This is a genomic window from Spartinivicinus poritis, from assembly GCF_028858535.1.
GTDB classification, from domain to species: Bacteria; Pseudomonadota; Gammaproteobacteria; order Pseudomonadales; family Zooshikellaceae; genus Spartinivicinus; species Spartinivicinus poritis.
Genome location: NZ_JAPMOU010000008.1, coordinates 153,010 through 170,524, shown reverse-complemented (window position 1 = coordinate 170,524; position 17,515 = coordinate 153,010). Strand labels below are relative to the sequence as shown.

Annotated in this window: 24 protein-coding genes; 22 read left to right on the top strand and 2 right to left on the bottom strand. The window is 40.3% G+C overall.

Going from position 1 to position 17,515, the window contains the following annotated elements:
* The first annotated feature begins 45 nt into the window (after positions 1 to 45).
* The 12 genes from ORQ98_RS08995 to ORQ98_RS08940 all read left to right on the top strand — a co-directional run bounded on the left by ORQ98_RS08995 (position 46) and on the right by ORQ98_RS08940 (position 7,933).
* On the top strand, positions 46 to 1,584 hold the full coding sequence (locus tag ORQ98_RS08995; RefSeq protein ID WP_274688468.1) for a hypothetical protein: 1,539 nt from the start codon (positions 46 to 48) through the stop codon (positions 1,582 to 1,584).
* A gap of 220 nt (positions 1,585 to 1,804) precedes the next feature.
* The gene (locus ORQ98_RS08990; RefSeq protein WP_274688467.1) at positions 1,805 to 2,812 is read left to right on the top strand and encodes a phage tail fiber domain-containing protein; all 1,008 of its coding nucleotides are present in this window, start codon (positions 1,805 to 1,807) and stop codon (positions 2,810 to 2,812) included.
* Between the two features lie 51 nt (positions 2,813 to 2,863).
* Positions 2,864 to 3,262: a hypothetical protein gene (locus ORQ98_RS08985; RefSeq protein ID WP_274688466.1), complete on the top strand. Its 399-nt coding sequence runs from the start codon at positions 2,864 to 2,866 to the stop codon at positions 3,260 to 3,262.
* 49 nt (positions 3,263 to 3,311) lie between these two features.
* Positions 3,312 to 4,169 (top strand): hypothetical protein, encoded by an 858-nt coding sequence (locus ORQ98_RS08980; RefSeq protein ID WP_274688465.1) that lies wholly within the window; start codon positions 3,312 to 3,314, stop codon positions 4,167 to 4,169.
* Positions 4,170 to 4,180: 11 nt separating this feature from the next.
* Positions 4,181 to 4,657 carry a tail fiber assembly protein gene (locus ORQ98_RS08975; protein ID WP_274688464.1) on the top strand — a complete coding sequence of 159 codons (477 nt, stop codon included), beginning with the start codon at positions 4,181 to 4,183 and terminating at the stop codon, positions 4,655 to 4,657.
* A complete protein-coding gene (locus ORQ98_RS08970) occupies positions 4,641 to 4,871 on the top strand; it encodes a hypothetical protein (protein ID WP_274688463.1) in 231 nt (76 codons plus the stop codon). Before ORQ98_RS08975 ends, ORQ98_RS08970 begins: the two co-directional genes overlap by 17 nt.
* Positions 4,858 to 5,088, top strand: a complete 231-nt coding sequence (locus ORQ98_RS08965) for an HNH endonuclease (protein ID WP_274688462.1) — start codon at positions 4,858 to 4,860, stop codon at positions 5,086 to 5,088. The genes ORQ98_RS08970 and ORQ98_RS08965 overlap by 14 nt, the downstream gene beginning before the upstream one ends.
* Complete coding sequence (locus ORQ98_RS08960) at positions 5,078 to 5,227, top strand: hypothetical protein (protein ID WP_163832003.1); 150 nt, start codon at positions 5,078 to 5,080, stop codon at positions 5,225 to 5,227. Before ORQ98_RS08965 ends, ORQ98_RS08960 begins: the two co-directional genes overlap by 11 nt.
* A complete protein-coding gene (locus ORQ98_RS08955) occupies positions 5,220 to 5,393 on the top strand; it encodes a hypothetical protein (RefSeq protein WP_274688461.1) in 174 nt (57 codons plus the stop codon). The genes ORQ98_RS08960 and ORQ98_RS08955 overlap by 8 nt, the downstream gene beginning before the upstream one ends.
* 8 nt (positions 5,394 to 5,401) lie before the next feature.
* Positions 5,402 to 5,650, top strand: a complete 249-nt coding sequence (locus tag ORQ98_RS08950; protein ID WP_274688460.1) for a hypothetical protein — start codon at positions 5,402 to 5,404, stop codon at positions 5,648 to 5,650.
* Between the two features lie 63 nt (positions 5,651 to 5,713).
* Positions 5,714 to 7,390 (top strand): phage terminase large subunit, encoded by a 1,677-nt coding sequence (terL, locus tag ORQ98_RS08945; RefSeq protein WP_274688459.1) that lies wholly within the window; start codon positions 5,714 to 5,716, stop codon positions 7,388 to 7,390.
* A 63-nt stretch (positions 7,391 to 7,453) separates the two neighbouring features.
* Positions 7,454 to 7,933 carry a SecDF P1 head subdomain-containing protein gene (locus ORQ98_RS08940; protein WP_274688458.1) on the top strand — a complete coding sequence of 160 codons (480 nt, stop codon included), beginning with the start codon at positions 7,454 to 7,456 and terminating at the stop codon, positions 7,931 to 7,933.
* 179 nt (positions 7,934 to 8,112) lie between these two features.
* Here the strand turns inward: ORQ98_RS08940 and ORQ98_RS08935 are convergent, their stop codons facing one another.
* Complete coding sequence (locus tag ORQ98_RS08935; RefSeq protein ID WP_274688457.1) at positions 8,113 to 9,165, bottom strand: DUF4917 family protein; 1,053 nt, start codon at positions 9,163 to 9,165, stop codon at positions 8,113 to 8,115.
* Positions 9,166 to 10,045: 880 nt separating this feature from the next.
* On the opposite strand from ORQ98_RS08935, the gene ORQ98_RS08930 reads away from it, so the two are divergent.
* The 9 genes from ORQ98_RS08930 (at position 10,046) to ORQ98_RS08890 (ending at position 14,994) form a co-directional block, all read left to right on the top strand.
* On the top strand, positions 10,046 to 10,369 hold the full coding sequence (locus ORQ98_RS08930; RefSeq protein WP_274688456.1) for a MarR family winged helix-turn-helix transcriptional regulator: 324 nt from the start codon (positions 10,046 to 10,048) through the stop codon (positions 10,367 to 10,369).
* Between the two features lie 663 nt (positions 10,370 to 11,032).
* Positions 11,033 to 11,233: a hypothetical protein gene (locus ORQ98_RS08925; RefSeq protein WP_274688455.1), complete on the top strand. Its 201-nt coding sequence runs from the start codon at positions 11,033 to 11,035 to the stop codon at positions 11,231 to 11,233.
* Positions 11,226 to 11,486, top strand: coding sequence for a hypothetical protein (locus tag ORQ98_RS08920; protein ID WP_274688454.1), 261 nt, complete (start codon positions 11,226 to 11,228; stop codon positions 11,484 to 11,486). The genes ORQ98_RS08925 and ORQ98_RS08920 overlap by 8 nt, the downstream gene beginning before the upstream one ends.
* Before the next feature lie 32 nt (positions 11,487 to 11,518).
* Positions 11,519 to 12,052 (top strand): antirestriction protein ArdA, encoded by a 534-nt coding sequence (locus ORQ98_RS08915; RefSeq protein WP_274688453.1) that lies wholly within the window; start codon positions 11,519 to 11,521, stop codon positions 12,050 to 12,052.
* Between the two features lie 309 nt (positions 12,053 to 12,361).
* Complete coding sequence (locus tag ORQ98_RS08910) at positions 12,362 to 12,640, top strand: hypothetical protein (RefSeq protein WP_274688452.1); 279 nt, start codon at positions 12,362 to 12,364, stop codon at positions 12,638 to 12,640.
* A gap of 211 nt (positions 12,641 to 12,851) precedes the next feature.
* Positions 12,852 to 13,112, top strand: coding sequence for a MarR family winged helix-turn-helix transcriptional regulator (locus ORQ98_RS08905; RefSeq protein ID WP_274688451.1), 261 nt, complete (start codon positions 12,852 to 12,854; stop codon positions 13,110 to 13,112).
* Between the two features lie 132 nt (positions 13,113 to 13,244).
* On the top strand, positions 13,245 to 14,198 hold the full coding sequence (locus ORQ98_RS08900) for a tyrosine-type recombinase/integrase (protein ID WP_274688450.1): 954 nt from the start codon (positions 13,245 to 13,247) through the stop codon (positions 14,196 to 14,198).
* A 121-nt stretch (positions 14,199 to 14,319) separates the two neighbouring features.
* Positions 14,320 to 14,562 (top strand): FitA-like ribbon-helix-helix domain-containing protein, encoded by a 243-nt coding sequence (locus tag ORQ98_RS08895; RefSeq protein ID WP_274688449.1) that lies wholly within the window; start codon positions 14,320 to 14,322, stop codon positions 14,560 to 14,562.
* Between the two features lie 9 nt (positions 14,563 to 14,571).
* On the top strand, positions 14,572 to 14,994 hold the full coding sequence (locus ORQ98_RS08890) for a type II toxin-antitoxin system VapC family toxin (protein WP_274688448.1): 423 nt from the start codon (positions 14,572 to 14,574) through the stop codon (positions 14,992 to 14,994).
* Here ORQ98_RS08890 and ORQ98_RS08885 read toward each other — a convergent pair.
* Complete coding sequence (locus ORQ98_RS08885) at positions 14,985 to 16,325, bottom strand: site-specific integrase (RefSeq protein WP_274688447.1); 1,341 nt, start codon at positions 16,323 to 16,325, stop codon at positions 14,985 to 14,987. The two genes, ORQ98_RS08890 and ORQ98_RS08885, sit on opposite strands and share 10 nt — an antisense overlap.
* Before the next feature lie 365 nt (positions 16,326 to 16,690).
* On the opposite strand from ORQ98_RS08885, the gene ORQ98_RS08880 reads away from it, so the two are divergent.
* Complete coding sequence (locus tag ORQ98_RS08880; RefSeq protein ID WP_274688446.1) at positions 16,691 to 17,449, top strand: DeoR family transcriptional regulator; 759 nt, start codon at positions 16,691 to 16,693, stop codon at positions 17,447 to 17,449.
* Positions 17,450 to 17,515: the final 66 nt, after the last annotated feature.

Sequence of the window (17,515 nt, the reverse complement as noted above, 5' to 3'; positions counted from 1 at the left end):
CTTTAGCATGCTTACAACACTTGTGGGCGACTCGAAGCTCTGCGAGTGCTGTTGGTGATAGTTCAAATCCTCTCATATACAGTGGATTATACACATGATGCTGTATTATTGAACCTAGAAATGATTCGCGACTGGTATATGTTGGGTCACATTGCCTTAGCTCGCCAAGGGATAGACAGCGAAGCTACCTTTAAGGCAGCCATGGAAAAAATCGAGAAGAAGCGAGCGTATAACCCTGGTAAGACTGAAGCAGAACGGACACGCCACAAACTCGAAATAAAGCAACTGTACGATGCTTATAACCACCTTGTCGGACGCCCCATTGATACAGACCCAACAGCCCGAAGTAGCCGTATTCTTCGCACAATAAGAAAGATTCAGTATGCCCGGAACATGAACCAAGTGGGCTTTGCGCAGCTTATGGAAATGGGGCCAGCCTTAAGTCACGTTGGTTGGCTACAATTTATGAGGCACGTTCCAGAGCTACGCAAAATGATTAAACGCATGGAGAATGGCAATTATAAAGATGACCTGCTGGAAGAGCTTTCAGACGCTATGGGCGGCTGGGCTAATGGTCGGCTTATGCATCAAGTGACTAATCAAATAGACGACTTTGGCGCAACGTTTAACGGCCATACAAATAAGTGGGATAAAATAGAACGCGGCTTGGACCACATGGGCAAATTTACAGCGAATATGTCGGGTTTCCATTCAATTAACCATATGCTCCAAAACTTAACTATGAAAGGTATGGCTCAGCGCTTCCTTGATTACAGCCAGAAAAATAAAGCTGTACTTAAGCCTGAAAGATTACGAGAGCTTGGTATTGATGATGCTCTACTGGAAAGAATTAAAAATGAATACCGGCACGTTGAGCATAAGAACGGCAAGTTAACCAAAATGAATTTCGACAGGTGGGACCCTGACGTTTACGCTAAATTTTCTTATGCAATAGGCTTGTGGGGCAGACGGATAATTCAGGAACAGGACTTTGGTGATGGTGTTTCCTACCTGATGAGCAAGGAGCTTGGAAAAACCTTAATCCAATTCCGCACCTTTGCTATCACTGCTTACTCAAAACAGTTGTTGCATGGCTTAAAGCATAGGGACCTACAAACTGCTTCTCTGTTCCTACATTCAACTTTCTTTGCTGGTCTTGTCTACGTCGGTCAAACCCATTTACAAGCCACAGGAAGACACGACAGACGGGATTTTCTACGTAAACGGCTAGAGCCTGAAGCTATCGCTAAGGCTGCTTTTCAGCGCTCGGCGTATGCCTCAATATTCCCCATGTTTGCCGATAGTGCCGCTGAGATGGTGACAGGCGAACCTTTCTTTAATTCACGTATGTCAGAGCTAGCAACCAATGTGTGGACTGGTAACGCGTCGTACGACTGGATAGAAAAAGCTTCTTCAGGCGTGTCAGGTTTAGCTCAAGCAGCTTTAAGTAATAATTATGATTTTTCGCAAAGGGATTGGAATAATTTATATCGCACGTTACCTTTTCAAAACATGTTAGGCATACAACAATTTCTACATAATCTAGGTGGAAACCTACCCAAATATTCGGAGGACAGATATTAATTAATGGCATTATCATACAAAGATTATATTGCCGATGGACAAACGAAAGACTTTGCTATTCCTTTTAAATTTCTCAATCAATACTGCGGACAGTTTTATAGGTGTTGTATGTTAGTGTTTACGGGGGGAGTGCTCTACTCTCATATACTTTATTGCAAGATAGCCTGAGGCTTAACATGCAATAAACTCCTCCTTCCTATGGTACATGGCCTGTAGAGCAATGTTTTATAATTCAAAAACTGTCTACAGTATTGTCAATAAGAGCCACATTAAAGTTTTTATTGCTGGTAAAGAGTCCAGTTGCTTAATAAATAATAATGTTGCTTCTTTATCTTCACCACCAGCAGCTAATGTTGTGGTCCGTGTTAAACGTGAGACCCCATTGCATGAGCGCGCCGTTGATTTTGATGATGGCGCTATTTTATCTGAGGCAGTCTTGGACATGGCTAATGAGCAGCTCTTTTATGTCGCGCAAGAAGTACTCGATTATTCCGAGGGCTTACTGAAGATGAAAGAGGATGGTCATTTTAACGCTTTGAATAGGCGTATTCGTCAAGTTTCGAACCCTGTTGAAGAAAATGACGCTGTTAATTTAAGTTACATGCGCTCGCAATATATTCCTGCTGCGCGCGCAGAGGCGGACCGTGCAAAGAATGAAAGAGAAACGACAGAACGGATTAGGGCGTCAACTAATCAACTAAAAATTGACACAGAGCAAACATTAAGTGAAGCTAGAACTTTTACTACTTCAATTAAAGGTGATACTGAGGTAATAAGAGGGAAAGCTGAGCAACACATGGTGACTGCCAATGCGCACAAAGAGAAAGCTATTGCAGAAGCAAATAAGGCAACGACGGAGGCTAATCGCGCACATGGAGAAGCCAACCGAGCAAAAGGCTATGTTGAGAAATATAAGCCAGAAGTAAAAGGCGCTTGGACTTTTGATGATTATGTTCAGTGGCCCACCCTTGGCTATGGAAAAGGCCACGGCTCAATTTATAACGACGGCCTATACCATAAGTGCCTTATGATTCACGGAAATGATTCTAAGGTGGCTGGAGAATTTCGTGTAGGCATGTGGAATCATGTCTCGGTCTACGGCAGTTTATATATCACAGGTGAGTTATACGTTAAAGATAAGCCTGCTTATCACCGAGGGAATATCCATATAAGCACTAGCAATCCTTCAGGTGGTGCTGATGGTCAAATATGGTTTAAATACAGCTAGCCTCTAATAATTTAATTATTATTATGCATTTTATATTAAGGAATGCTCTGTATGGAAAGTTATCATACGTATGAACGCCGTTATTCTCTGCGAAAAAGAATAATATGGTATGGGAAATTATTAGACCTAGAACAAGAAACAAAACTTTCTTATTTTAATACTGTTAATGTATCAATTGGAGGTGTGCTTATTCATACACAAGCAGTGTTAGAGCCGGGCTTTACGCTTCAATTGATATTATTTGCTTTTGATATTGTGAAACCTAAAGAGCGTACAATAAAATCAAAGACTAAAGTCATTCATATAAATAAAATAAATATGCAACAAACCGAGCGGAACAATGTTTTTCGAGAAGGCAAACAAGTCTATCAAATAGGCTTAATGTATCAAGACATTTTGCCTGACGATACTGAATTTCTTACAGACTTAATACTAAACTATGGATATTAAGGAGTTAAAATAATAAGGGCTACACGTTAAGTTGTGCTCTTTCTTCCTTATGTCAGAAACTTATTTAAATATTAACAATAATTGGCGCTCTCTGTCCCAAGCTTATGTCAATGTACAAGGGTCCTGGCGTGAAGCTGATGTTTACGTCAATGTAAACGGGACCTGGAAATTAGTTTCATTAAAGCGTGTCTCATGGGCTGGAGGCGTCAACTTTGATTTGTTCGGACACATTCTCCCCCACGTTGGTGGTGCCAGTAACATTGAAATCACTTTAACAGGTACTTTTAAAGCCTCTTCTACGAATAGCGCGGCGCTATCTTTAGGTACTCACTTTGCCGGAAGAAAGGTAAAAATAATTAATAATGCACTTATCCTTGGTAAAGAAGGTGCCGGAGGGCCTGGCGGTAACGGTGTGAAAAATCCTAACGGCGCTGGCTGGGCCTCAAATGGACACGGAGGAGGCGTTGGTGGTACAGCTTTATGGATTAACCCAGGCCACGGCTGCAAACGCTTAGAATTCTACAACACATCCGGTGGACGTATTTATGCTGGTGGAGGTGGTGGAGGCGGTGGTGGTGGAGCATGGAGCCAAAGACGTAACGACGGCGACCGTCATCAGTTTACAGGCTCAGGCGGTCACGGCGGTAGAGGCGCTGGCTCAAGTGGATATGCGACAGGAGGCGCCGAGGGTAGTGGTAGAGAGACTGCCCGAGGTGGTACAGGCGGCCATGGCGGTAACTACGGTACAACAGGTGCTGGAGGTGGCCGTGGATTCAGTATTATGCAGTTTCCCAAGTTAGGCTCGGGTGGCGCTGGAGGCACAGCCGGTATTGCTATTCACAATGTAGGGTCCATTGCACTAACAGGCTACAGAGATACAAGTTACATAATAGGAAGGAGAATTTAACAAAGTAAAACATGAAATTTAAGATAATTAATTACCACAGAAATACAGGCTCACTTGATATTGAGTTGGAAAATGGATTTAAAATAAATATCGGTCTTGATTCTCTAATTGATAAAGATAACCCGACAGAACAAGAGTTAATAAAAGCAATATCTCGGTCCCTGCCCGAAGATTCCTACTTTAACCGCAATATTCCAGAAGCCCCTGTAATAAGCACTATGCTTAATAAACTGTATACCCCAGTCGTGACAGAGGACCGCTCAGAGATAAGCACATGGGACATTATACGCGGTCACAGGAATAACTTATTGCGTGCTACAGACTGGACACAAATGCGCGATAATCAACTGTCTGAGGAGCTGAGAAAGGCTTGGTCCACATACAGACAGAAACTAAGAGATATACCACAAATTAACAATGAGCCACAGGAAGTAACATGGCCAATACCACCAGATACAGAAGGATTTGATATTGCTAGATTGGTTTAAAACCTCCCTTCCTACAATTGTAATAATGCTTACCCTTGCCTTTGGTAGCTACGTTGTTCTAATTGAGCAAAGGCTGAGTACGCTAGAGGCAAATTACAAACAATTAGAAACATTAACTGAGGTTGTAAAAGACTTAAATAAGTTGATGCATAAAACAGACAAAAGAATAAGTATTTTGGAAGCAACGCTTATAGGAAGTAATGAGGGATTATAAAAAAGAATATAAAGAATATCATAGTAAGCCTGAGCAAAAAAAGAGACGCGCAATGCGTAATGCCGCAAGACGCTTAATGATTAAAAAAGGTCTTGCTAAGAAAGGTGATGGTAAAGACGTAGACCACAAAGACAGAAACCCTTTAAATAACAGCATTAAAAATTTACGAACAACAAACCAAAAGAAAAACAGAGGATGGAGAAAACATGATAAGTAGCTTTATTTTACGCTTTCTTGCAACAAAACTGGTTAAGAAAATTGTATTGACCTTGTTAAAAGAGATGGCTAAAAGGACTGACAATAAAATAGATGATGCAATCGTTGCCATTGTTGAAAAGGAGGCTTTAAATGACTGAGGACTTCACCATGACACTTGCTGAGCATGAGGAATTATTTAGACAAATTAATCATCCATATAAGTTAATTGAGCATGAAAATGGTTATTTTACGATGGCTTATGCAACTGCTGTTGGTAAAGATTCAGCCTTAGAATTTCGTCCTGATGGCTCTTTAATTACATAGGAGATTTCTTGACAAAAACCCTTGACCAGATTTTATCACAACTACACTCAGAGTTAGCGCAACATCTTCTCGATAAATTAACGACCGAAAAAGAAGGCGAAGCACCAAGCGCCTCCGAACTAAATGTCATTCGACAATTTCTAAAAGACAATCACATTAGTGATATTCCCCGCCCCGATAGTCCGTTAGCCGAACTTGAAAATAAACTGAATGAAGTAGACCCATTCGACCCGGACGACATTCGTTATACCCACTAAATAAGCAAAGGGGGCTGCTCTAAGCCCTCCTTGTTCCCGCCTATATTAACCCACCAGGAATAAATGAACCAAAGAGAAAAAGAACTAGAACACCAGTTAAAGACAGAGTTTGTATTCTTCTTAACTGTTATATGGAAATATCTACGTCTACCGCCTCCAACTGAGTTGCAAAAGGACATAGCCCTTTATTTGCAGGAGGGACCCAAACGAAAAATAATTATGGGGTTCCGGGGCGTAGCTAAGAGTTGGATTACATCGGCTTATGTACTCTGGCGTTTGTATAAAAATCCCCAAGTTAAAGTACTGGTCGTATCCGCAAGCAAGGAACGGGCTGACAGCTTCTCTACGTTCACTAAGAGGCTAATTGATGAAATACCTTTCCTAAATCATTTAAAGCCCAGGAGAGACCAGAGAGACAGTAAGATTGCCTTTGATGTAGGTCCAGCAGCAGCTGACCACAGCCCCTCAGTTAAATCTGTTGGAATTACCGGGCAACTGACAGGCTCACGTGCTGACATTATTGTGGCTGACGATATTGAGGTCTTAAACAACAGTGCAACGCAAACAGCCAGGGACAAATTAGCAGAACTGGTCAAAGAATTTGATGCTATTTTAAAGCCCTTAGCAAGCTCTGAAATTACTTTTCTTGGGACACCTCAAACGGAAATGTCCCTGTATAATAAGCTGGTTAAAGAAAGGGGCTATAAAGTCCGTATTTGGACAGCGCTTTATCCTAACCCTGATGAAATAGAAAAATGGAAGGGTAATTTATCCTCGCTTATTTACGACAAAGTTATTCGCAACGCTTCCCTAGCAGGTACTACAACAGAGCCTTCCCGGTTTCCTGATTCAGATTTAGCTGAACGGCGACTGTCGTATGGTAAAGCAGGCTTTGCCCTGCAATTTATGCTGGACACAAGCTTAAGTGATGCGGATAAGTACCCGCTTAAGTTAGCTGATTTAATGGTGATGTCCCTCGACTTAAAACGGGCTCCTATCGATTTAGCTTGGTGTAACTCAGCTGATAAAGTATTAGAAGTGCCAACCCTAGGGTTAACTGGCGACCGCTTTTATTCGCCTATGTGGACTGATAAAGAGCTAGCAGAGTACACAGGCTCAGTTATGTTTATTGACCCATCAGGCCGGGGAGCCGATGAAACAAGCTATGCTGTGGCCAAGTTCCTTCACGGCTATCAGTTTCTAATAGACGTTGGCGGTTACCGCGATGGGTATACGCCTACCACATTACAAGAGCTGGCGAATACTGCCCAGCAGCATAAAGTGAACATGGTGCAAGTGGAAGATAACTTCGGTGATGGCATGTTCATTGAGTTATTTAAACCCATACTGAGGAAGGTTCATAGTTGCCAAGTTGAGGGTAAAAGGGCTAAGGGCCAAAAAGAAAAGCGTATTATTGATTCTCTTGAGCCTGTCATGAGCCAACACAGGCTAATAGTCGACACAAGAATTATAGAAAAAGATTACAAGGAATGTGAGGGTGATTTTAGCTACTCCCTCTTCTACCAAATGTCCCGCATAACACACGACAGAGGCGCCCTAAAGCACGATGACAGGCTCGAAGCTGTCGCGGGGGCTGTTGCGTATTGGGTAGAGCAGATGGCGCTTGATGGAGCTGTGGAGGCTGAGAGGCATAGGGCTGAAGCGCTGGAAGCTGAGTTTGAAAAGTTTGCTGAAGATTGCCTAGGGTTTAAGTCAAAGCTTAGTTCTTGGGTCAAATGATAAGTTAACTGCTAGCCTTGAAAATATGTTAAATAAACTCTTGATACCCAAGGTTAGAGCATTATGAGTCTTAAAATTATTTTATATGCCTTGATTACTTCAATGGCACTTAGCACTAACGCAGATATTAAGTTTGTAATTGAAGAGCTTGAGGCAGGCAAAGAGGGTAGTGTCCTTACAATAAAGCCTAGCCAAGTAACAAGTGCCACACTTTCAACAGATGAAAATGACAGACCTCAATTAAATGTCAAATTCGACTTAAATGCTTCACTAGAGTTAGGAAAATTTACTGAGAAACACCTTAAAAAGCGTGTTAGCGCTTATATTGACAACACCTTAGTTTCAACAGCAACGATACAGGCTGTTTTAGGTCCAGATTCAGTGGCAAGAGCATTAATGCATCAGCCAATTATATTAGTAGTAGGAGGTGTTCAGCGTTGTCATTATCCAAGCTCAGATGATTTAATCTCTCAAATGAGATTTGGAGGTTTTAAAGAAGAAGATGCCATGCGATTTTTAAAGCACCTAGGAGGTAAAAAATAACTTCCGTTTACGGCTGGCTTGCGTCATGTGGGACCGCTGTTAAATTTAGATGCGCTGCTGAAGCGGACCCAGCGGGAATTAAGTCAAGTGTAATGTGTATGAATGGTTCCTCACAGATAAAGACGGCGATACAAGCTGCAGCCATTGGGTTTTAGTTTTGGGGGAGCTTTAGGCTCCCTTTAGGCAGTTGCTGCTTGTTTTTTCTTTTTCTTCTCGAATAGGCTATCCCAAGCTGTGAATTCTGTTATGTTTGCCATTTGTTCTAAGATGATGTTGCTTTCGTGAGTTTTCAGTCTTTTGGACCAGAATTCTAACCTATCTTCCTTTGTACAACCTCCATCATCTTTTCCTGCTTCTTCCCACTCAATTATTGCTTTTTTCTTTTTGGGGTAGAGGGATATCAATTCGTTAAGGTGTGTGTCATAACCTGAGTATCCAAATATAATTATGGTTTTATTTTTTCCTATTAGGTGCTTCAATACTGACCAGTATTTTTTTAGTAAAGGGGAATTTTCAATAATAAATTTTTTATGTTCAACACTGGTTAGTACGATATGTTTACCTTTCGTTTTACCATCAACCTCATCAATGTCTCCAGTTGTATTGTTGTATAACTTTGTTACTGTATCGCGTAATTTTACAATCCCATGAGAATTGTTTACAAAATAAGGAGAACCATGCAAATGTAAGTACTTCGGTTGAGTTTCTATTTTCCAGTTGAATTCTTTAGACTTGTAAACCATATAGCTATTTCTTGAGTTTATGGGGCCAAACAAAAACCCATCTGCAATACTTTGGTCTGTACGGTACTTATTTTTTAAAATACCTTTATATAATAAATTGTCATAATTTAAAGTAGCAATATGGGATGTTGTCCTCATTATGTAGCTGTATAAATGTTTAATAAAATTCTCAATGACAGTATATGGAACTAAATTATGAAAATAACAAGATACTTCGTAAACATAATCATTCAAAATTGTATCTAGCTCTTTTAGTTCGCTTTTTTCTTGAGGTATATTCAGTAGCCTACAAGCCCTATAGGAAAATAAAGGTAACTGTAGTTGCCCTAACATCTCCTCATTATCAGGTAGTGTATTGGAAATAAATTTTCTTATTAAGTCTATTTTAGGGTGGATATTATTAACTGAATCTAAAGCGCTTTTAAGCGTATATTTTGAGGGAGCAATAGCCATCCCCAGTCCATTACCAACAATAACAACACTTCCCATTACACTATCCTTGTGACAGAAATAAGACAGTATATAAACGTAAGTACCATTATGGTAAAGTTAAGTTTTTATGGCAAAGCTGTTGCAATGTGTAAATAATAAGCTTTTTGTTCAGAAAGTAGGCGCGGAAATTAAAAAGGCCAATCGCTGAAGCCCTTGGTATCCGGGGGCTTGAGTTACCCCGGAACTTAGAAGAGATTCCTCCCTGGGTTGAAATATGAGATTTAACCTTAAGATACCTATAGATACTTAAAGATTACCTTAAGGATGCCTAAGCTAACTTTAAGACTCCTATGAATATAGATGACTTAAAGCTCACCTTAGCTAAACCTTAATACACCTTTAGCTTTGTTCTTCATTGTTGTTTATTTCCCAATTAATAAGAAAAATAATAACCTACTAAGACACAATATCTGTAAGCTACTTAAGACCAAGGCTAAGCTTTACCTTGGTCACCTTTTAGCTGACTTTTAACTCTCCTTTAGTCATCTTTAAGTAAACCTCCAAGCCCAGCTTCTCCTTTTGTTGTCCATATAATACAGCCGTGGTCATGCCCTCTCTTCATATGCCGTGTAAGCTGCTTTATACTTATCCTGGTATGTTTAGCTTAAAGTGTCTTACTAGAAGCTCTGAGGGCGTCTAGTGATGTGCTTCTGTTGTTGTGTTATCAAGATTAAATACGGCGGATGTCGTTAGAGAGGCTTAGAGGCTCTGTAAGCTTGCTTTAGGTCAACCTATCCATTCTATTGGTGTGGGCTAAAAGCTGCTTGTACGACTTCTCAGGGGGGTATGCACGACACGTTGGACGTAGAGGGAGACTTAAGGTAGACTTTGGGTTTTTTGGGGTGGGCGCCTTGTAGGAGTTAGTGGTTTGTTAAGGTTGAAAGATATTGCACACATGCGTAAAGCTTTAGGCAAATATGATTTGACCTTATTTCAGCTTGAGATTCTTCTAGCTGTTGAGCTACACGAAGGCGATACAATTACAGACATCATGGGGAGAGGGTTGCTCGATGGAAATGCGTTTGACTCTATCGTAACCAAAGCCCTGCAACGCTTAGCTGAAGGCATCTCAGGAAAGCCTGGACGTGATTTAATTAAGAAGCAAATAAGCCCTCACAACGCGAACGCTCGTATCTTATTTCTTACTGATAAAGGTCACGCTTTGTTATCTGAAGTAAAAACTGAGTTAAACATAAAATAATTTTTACCAAAAAATCTGTGTTCTCTTTTTGAATAATGAGCGCCACCAGTTTCCCCCGTAGCCCTCTCTATTTCAGCTTAATTTCCTACATTTAGTCACACTACTTAGTCACATGTATAGCTACAAGCCTTGATTTATAAGTAGGAGCAAGAAACTAATAGTTTTAACTATCTGTTATTTATATTTATTAGGCTTCATCTCTTTTATTTCTTTCTCTATGTTCTTTATATCCTGTTTTTATTATTGACAAATTAAACGGAATGAGGTAGCTTATTAAGCATCCCAAGGATACTTAAACAACGACAGATTACTTCCTATACCTCTTAGGGGCAAAGTGAAAGAGGCTAAAATAAACCCCATTTAATCTGTTGATAGCTATTTATTACCACTTAAGGTTCTCTTTTAGCTTTACCAAAAAGACATCCTAGGGATTCATATTAATTAAACTAAAAAAGCGCCGCCATCATTCTACAGCACGCCACTGTAAGTAAGTTCTTTAACAATATGGATTAGAAATAGACGGATTTAGTAAAAGTAATATTTTACCTCCCTCTATTTCGCAGTAAGTACGCTTTAAGTAGGTCATTAGTCACTAGTGGCCTATCTAAAGTCTACTTAAAGAAAATAAATAAAAATTAAATAAATAAAAAGGAGACCACAGCAATGGACCTATCATTAAATAATTACACCTCAGAAATACAGGCTGGCCCTACGTGTATTTTATGCAACCAAAGAGCATACAGCTTACACCTAGTTACCGCAGAGAGTAGTAAGGGAGCAAGCTTTATTTGTGGTCTTCTGTGTCAGTCTTGTCATAACCAAGTACTACATAATAAAGAGCAAGGAGAGCAATTAAATGACTAATTACATAGCAGGCTGGAATGTTCCCGGCTATTTGCCTGAAGTTGAACCGGCCACATTTAGCACTCATAGCGAAGCCTTAGATTATATAAAAGACGAGATTAAACAGCACATAGACCTACTCATAGACTCAGGCCAGAGGGAGCAGATAGCACCCAACTTAAAAGCTTTATACTGTCTTGAAAACTGCCCAAAGGAAGGTAAGCCTGTTGCTGTCTTCTTCGCTGATTATGTTTACTGGATTCAACCACAATAAAAAATAATTATTAATTAAAAGGATATTTAATCATGGCAACAATCACTTTCTACTCACTCTACGACTACAACTGTGGTGAACTCCTAGCTAAAACTTTTGACCTTGACAACTATGAAGCATACGAGGAATTAGTCAGCGATATACACGCATGGCTACAGGAATTAACCAAACAAATTAATGACGGAGTTCTTCGTGAAGAGTGGATAGTCGCTGATTATGAGGATATACCCGATAAATATGTAGGAGAGCATAGCCTTGACTCGGAATATTTTACTTACGTTTCTGTCCTTAACGAGCTTAGCGAGTGGTACACGAATGACGCTGAGAACATACTGCAAGCCTGGATTGACTACGGCTACCCATTAGACGCAGAGCAGATAAAAGACGCCTACGTTGGCCACTATGATACACATCGCGCCTTTGGCCAGGAATATTTAGCAGAGCTTGAAGGCTTGTCTAACATTCCTGAACGCTTGCGCTATTACATTGATTGGGAACGAATGGCAGAAGATGCCTTAATAAATGATTTTTGGGAAACAAAAGGCTATACCTTCTTTCGAGTATAAAACGTGAAGATAGCTAGTAGATAAGTTAAAGCGAGTAAATAATAATAAATACACTAATTGTTCTACAATAGTGAAGCATTTCACCTGCCACAACTCTTCTTAATCCTTTATACAGTACATGTCGAGTATCTGTCATAGGAACAGATGCCTTTCTGGAACTTTTCTTTACAAAAGTGTGGTTTAAATCACTGTACATGTATACAATAAGACATTTGTGTTACAAGCGTACCGTAATACAGCCAGCTTACGCACCTTGAGAAGTAACTGTAAGCTTACTCCAGAATTCGATTCACTGCTAAAGGAGAAATAATGGATAAAAACTCACTAGGTGAAAGAATGAATTTAAGTGAATTAATTTACGCAGAACACACCGACCTTGTATTTAATGCCTTATTAAGCGAGGAGGAATGTCAAAGCGAGTACCAAAGCGTTAAACATTGGTGGTCCATCAGTCCCCAATTAGGCCATGAATTAGCAAGTAAATCAATAGCGGGTATTTACATACTTGAGCATACTTATGGAACTTGGCTTGGTCTGACTGAGGAAACACGAGACGTAGAGCGTGCAGTGAAGCGTCTGTTTATTTAACCACCTATAGTTTAATTGCACTACATTACATTTTGAACTTATGTTCTGTTGTTACGTAGTGCTTTTTTATGTAACATATTCGGAGGGAATAATAAATGATTACAAATCATACATAACTGAGCATATAGACGAGACACCCACAATGTATAATAGAGGAAAGCTTTTAAAGCTACAGAACCTAGTAGTAACGTTGCATAAAGAAGATTTAGGAATGTCACTAGTTCAGTTTGCAGCCTTACTAACTATTGCAAGAGAAGAAGGACAAGGTATTACTGAAGTTAAAGACCGCTTAGGCTTACCTAAAGCAACCGGCACAAGAACTATTACAGCTCTAACAGAGCGCGCTGGGCCAGGAAAAGAAGGCTACGGGCTTGTTGATGTCCGCTTTGACCCAATGGATGCTAGAAGAAAAGGTTTATATTTAAATGATGCAGGCAAGGAGTTTGTCGCTAAATATGTAAATATGCTGTAAATATTTTTTTTCACTATTTCATTCGAGGTTAGCGCGCCTGCATAACCTCACCCTTTCTTTTCCTATTTTTTTCTTTTTCACCCTCCTTTTCTTCTCCAAATAAATAAACACCTATCATCAAAAGGATTACCTATGGCTATTCGTAAACGTGGCCAAAGGTGGCAAGTTGACGTATATATAAATAAAAAAAGAGTACGTAAAAACTGTGCTACTAAGGCAAAAGCTCAGGCACGAGAGGCTGAATTATTAGCAGTCAAAGCAGGCAACGAAGAAAACCCGCAAGCTCCCCAGCAATACAAAAAGCTAACCTTAAGCGAGCTTTTAGAGTTGACCACAGCACGCTATTGGACCGGTACAAAAAGCGAGGTGGTACAATATAAGACAGGAATGCAGATAATAAAATGGCTTGGTCCGTCCACATTAGCAGCTGATATTAATCTTAATACAATTGATGCCTTTATTAGCTCTTGTAAGGCTGAAGGCAATGCGCCAGCAACAATAAATAGAAAAATAGCTGTCTTACAAAAAATGCTGCGTTATGCACACGAGCGCGGTTATATTTCCTCAATGCCACGCTTTGAACGGATGAAGACAAGGCAAGGCCGTATCCGTTACCTATCATATGAGGAAGAAGACAAAATATTATCTCTGGCTACTCAGGACGTAGCCGACTTTATTTTATTAGCAATTGAAACAGGTGGCCGACGTTCAGAAATATTTAAATTAAAGCCGCAAGATATTCTCGACGATAAAATAATATTTAGCGATACAAAGAACGGCAAAACTCGCTCGGTCCCATTAACAAGGAAGGCTAAAGCTGTCTTACAACGTCGTTTAGAAACTGGCGGTAACTTGTGGCCTACCCAATGGACAACTGACAGCGTTACTCAGGCGTGGGCGAAGCTACGTAAACAAATGGACTTAGAGCATGACTCAGACTTTGTATTCCACTGTACTCGCCACACATGCGCCACCCGATTACTCAGGGCTAGAGCCAGCTTGAGAGAGGTCCAGCACTGGCTAGGGCATTCAAACATTACACAAACGGCTATCTATGCGCATCTTGAAGAAGACGCTTATAGCTAGCAGCCTTGCAGAGCGCTTAGATGACAGGAGAAAACAGCCTTGACCCAAATCTTGCGCTCTTTGCTTGGTCTATATATCATAGATATCAAAGATATCTCATATATCAGAAGGAGCTTATCACATGCCTAACATACTTATTCGTGACGTTGACGAGAAGCTAGATAAGGCTTTACGCGTTAGCGCAGCCCACCACAACAGAACACGCGAGGCAGAGATAAAAGCAATACTGGAGGACGCTGTTACACAGAAGCCTAGAAAACGAGAGTTAGCTGATGTCTTACAAGAGCTGGCTTGTCTTGATGATACCTACGACATTGATGAGCTTTTTGGACGCTCAGAAAGCCCAGCCAGGGACACCGATTAAGGAGAAGCCGTGTATTTACTCGATACTAATGTCATTACTCAGCTTATGCGTTTAACGCCTAACCCTGGTGTATCCGCATTTTTCAAGCAAGCAAAGACATCAAAGCAGCCACTTTACTTGTCTGTTCTGACGATAGGCGAAATTGAAAAAGGAATCGCCAAGCTTATCAAGAGTAACGACAGCAAGCAGGCAGAGCACCTAAAGCATAAGCTTCAAGTAATTACCCAAGAATACGAAAGCTTTATTATTCCTATTGATACTGATGTCAGTACCGTTTGGGGCACAATTTTAGCGAATACAGATGACACAAATGCCATAGATAAGCTTATAGCAGCAACAGCAGCTGTATATGGCCTAACTGTGGTTACGCGTAATATTAAGCATATACAGCCAACTGGTGTCACTTGCCTTAATCCGTTTACCTACGATTGAATTAAAATATCCCTCACGCAACTAAAGTCTATCAGCTGCATACTTTCATTCAGTAATTTTAAGCTAAAGCCTGAGCCGTAAACGCCGTGTGTCATGTCGCCTTGTGAATGGCCTAGTAGAGCCTTAATGTGCTCGTTAGGTACACGGCTCTCGACAGCTAAATCACGGAAAGTATGCCTAAAGCTGTGTAATACTTTATTATCTGCAAAACCTAGCTTGCGCTTGAGACCAGTAAACCAGGCAGTTAATGGTCTTCCAAAAATGCCATCTGTTGAATTGACATCAAACAGTTTTACCTGCCCTTCCCTGCTTTCAATGTATTGTAAAAAGCCAAGCGATATAATATCAGTATGGAGAGGTATTAAGCGTTCTGAGTATTCGTTTTTTAAATGATGGTCTCCTCTGTTGTGTATATCAAGGTAATAAATTTTTTCCTTACATTTAACATCTTCAGTATCAAGCTGAGCGATTTCTTCACGCCGCGCTCCTGTATACAACAAAAGAACCGTCATCCAAAAACGCCAACTTCTTTTAGACTCTCTTTCTTGAATTACACCATTAGCAAAAATTGTGTGCAGCTCATCAGGAGAAAATGAATCACGTTTTACAGGCCTGGTCTTTTTACCTTTTGGCGTTAACTTATCAAGAGGATTGGTATTAATATAGCCCTGCGTTTCAAGCCAGCCAAAAAAAGTTTTTATCCTTGAAAAATGAAGTTTCACTGTCAAGGCTGCTAAAGGAGGAGCCCCCTCTTCTCTTATCTTTCGCCAGTCAGTAGAAGCGTCTTTCCCCACATAGCGCCCATTAGGGTATTCAAACAGGCACTGCAAAAAGTTAGTGGCATCCTGCTTGCCAATAATATTGACTGGGCGGTCTTTCATAATATCTATAAGAATACGAAAGGAGGACATATAACAAGCTTTTGATTTACCACTCCACTCTGTACGTTCTTTTTCTTTTACGAAAAGCATATAAGCAGCAGCAAGCATAATACTTGGCTGTGCCGTTTCCTGTACTTTCGTCTCTGAAACAGCTTCAGGTATAGCAATAGGCTTGTGTAGCTGTACTATGCCTGTAGTAACAAATTCAGCTAAGGCTGCGTCAAGAGCTTTATATACTGCAATACGCTGATTATCTGACGTATAGCCGCGCATTTCATATATAGAGGTATCAATAATGCCAAGAAGTGATGCCGCTCTTGAACGGGCTAAGCGCTTTGAGCGCGTCTGTAGTGAGAAAGTATACTCAGTTTTTTGGAACACTGAACGTAGGTCGGTAGGAATAACCTTACGGAAATGATAAACCCTACCTCTTAGTGCAATATTTTTCATCCGTTCCTCTTTATACAACAGGTCATTAATAAATCAGATTTAACGGACGTATACGAGAAATTTTTGTAGCAAAAAAGCTGTCAATTTTGTAGCAAAATCCTAGACCACCACATTTTCACTTGACGTCAACTAGGGAAAAACCCCCGCTGACAGCACCCTTCCCTGCTAGTATATGCAAACATAAGACACAAATAAGAGGAGTTTCCGCAAATCGCCAAAATATAGGTGGACATGCTTACTCCTTTTTTTTATTTCTTACCTGCAATTCCAATCAATGTTATAAAACAGCCCTGATAGCAACGAGATAAAAATGAGTGCCTTATATCAGGTAAACAATTATTAGAGGTGCCCTAAAGGGATACACTATGTCACAACATCGCCGACATCAAGAAATCGTAAAATGGGTGATTCAACATGGCTATGCCAATATTGATGATCTCGCCCAACACTTTAGTGTTACCCCACAAACTATTCGAAGAGACCTCAATAGTCTGGCCAACAACGGTGAAATTGTTCGTTACCATGGCGGTGCCGTATCACAAACAAGCACTCAAAATACGGCTTATCATGCTCGCCAAATTATGCAGTTAAACGAAAAAAAGCGAATAGCTAAACAATTAGTAACTTATATCCCTAATCATGCTTCGCTTTTTATTAACATTGGCACCACAACCGAAACCATTGCCAAAGCCCTACTAAAACACCATGGGCTAAAAATTATCACTAATAACATCCATGTGGCCAGTCTGTTTTGTAATAAAACTGACTTTGAAGTCATTTTAGCGGGTGGCCAGCTCAGACAACCTGATGGTGGCATTGTAGGACAAGCAACTGTTGAATTTATACAACAGTTTAAGGTTGACTTCGGTATTATAGGCATAAGTGGTATTGATGCTGATGGTGCATTACTCGATTTTGATTATCAAGAAGTCAAAGTCTCTCAAGCCATTATCAATAACTCACGAGCTGTTTTTTTAGCTGCAGATCAATCCAAATTTGGTCGCAATGCGGTGGTTCGCTTAGGCCATGTAACCCAAGTCAGTAAAGTATTTACTGACTACTGCCCCTTTCCTAAATTAAAACAACGATTAGCTGACTGCAAAGTCGAGCTCATTGAGTGCTAAACCTTTCCTACTATTTCTTTTTAATAGCCACTTTTCTTACTTGTATCTATCAATATGCACACGTTA

Excerpts from the sequence above, each read along its gene's own strand:
- ORQ98_RS08990 (WP_274688467.1), top strand. The coding sequence starts at position 1,805 with ATGTTTTATAATTCAAAAACTGTCTACAGTATTGTCAATAAGAGCCAC.
- ORQ98_RS08985 (WP_274688466.1), top strand. The coding sequence starts at position 2,864 with ATGGAAAGTTATCATACGTATGAACGCCGTTATTCTCTGCGAAAAAGA.
- ORQ98_RS08980 (WP_274688465.1), top strand. The coding sequence starts at position 3,312 with ATGTCAGAAACTTATTTAAATATTAACAATAATTGGCGCTCTCTGTCC.
- ORQ98_RS08975 (WP_274688464.1), top strand. The coding sequence starts at position 4,181 with ATGAAATTTAAGATAATTAATTACCACAGAAATACAGGCTCACTTGAT.
- ORQ98_RS08965 (WP_274688462.1), top strand. The coding sequence starts at position 4,858 with ATGAGGGATTATAAAAAAGAATATAAAGAATATCATAGTAAGCCTGAG.
- ORQ98_RS08960 (WP_163832003.1), top strand. The coding sequence starts at position 5,078 with ATGATAAGTAGCTTTATTTTACGCTTTCTTGCAACAAAACTGGTTAAG.
- ORQ98_RS08955 (WP_274688461.1), top strand. The coding sequence starts at position 5,220 with ATGACTGAGGACTTCACCATGACACTTGCTGAGCATGAGGAATTATTT.
- terL (WP_274688459.1), top strand. The coding sequence starts at position 5,714 with ATGAACCAAAGAGAAAAAGAACTAGAACACCAGTTAAAGACAGAGTTT.
- ORQ98_RS08940 (WP_274688458.1), top strand. The coding sequence starts at position 7,454 with ATGAGTCTTAAAATTATTTTATATGCCTTGATTACTTCAATGGCACTT.
- ORQ98_RS08935 (WP_274688457.1), bottom strand. The coding sequence starts at position 9,165 with ATGGGAAGTGTTGTTATTGTTGGTAATGGACTGGGGATGGCTATTGCT.
- ORQ98_RS08925 (WP_274688455.1), top strand. The coding sequence starts at position 11,033 with ATGGACCTATCATTAAATAATTACACCTCAGAAATACAGGCTGGCCCT.
- ORQ98_RS08920 (WP_274688454.1), top strand. The coding sequence starts at position 11,226 with ATGACTAATTACATAGCAGGCTGGAATGTTCCCGGCTATTTGCCTGAA.
- ORQ98_RS08915 (WP_274688453.1), top strand. The coding sequence starts at position 11,519 with ATGGCAACAATCACTTTCTACTCACTCTACGACTACAACTGTGGTGAA.
- ORQ98_RS08910 (WP_274688452.1), top strand. The coding sequence starts at position 12,362 with ATGGATAAAAACTCACTAGGTGAAAGAATGAATTTAAGTGAATTAATT.
- ORQ98_RS08905 (WP_274688451.1), top strand. The coding sequence starts at position 12,852 with ATGTCACTAGTTCAGTTTGCAGCCTTACTAACTATTGCAAGAGAAGAA.
- ORQ98_RS08900 (WP_274688450.1), top strand. The coding sequence starts at position 13,245 with ATGGCTATTCGTAAACGTGGCCAAAGGTGGCAAGTTGACGTATATATA.
- ORQ98_RS08895 (WP_274688449.1), top strand. The coding sequence starts at position 14,320 with ATGCCTAACATACTTATTCGTGACGTTGACGAGAAGCTAGATAAGGCT.
- ORQ98_RS08885 (WP_274688447.1), bottom strand. The coding sequence starts at position 16,325 with ATGAAAAATATTGCACTAAGAGGTAGGGTTTATCATTTCCGTAAGGTT.
- ORQ98_RS08880 (WP_274688446.1), top strand. The coding sequence starts at position 16,691 with ATGTCACAACATCGCCGACATCAAGAAATCGTAAAATGGGTGATTCAA.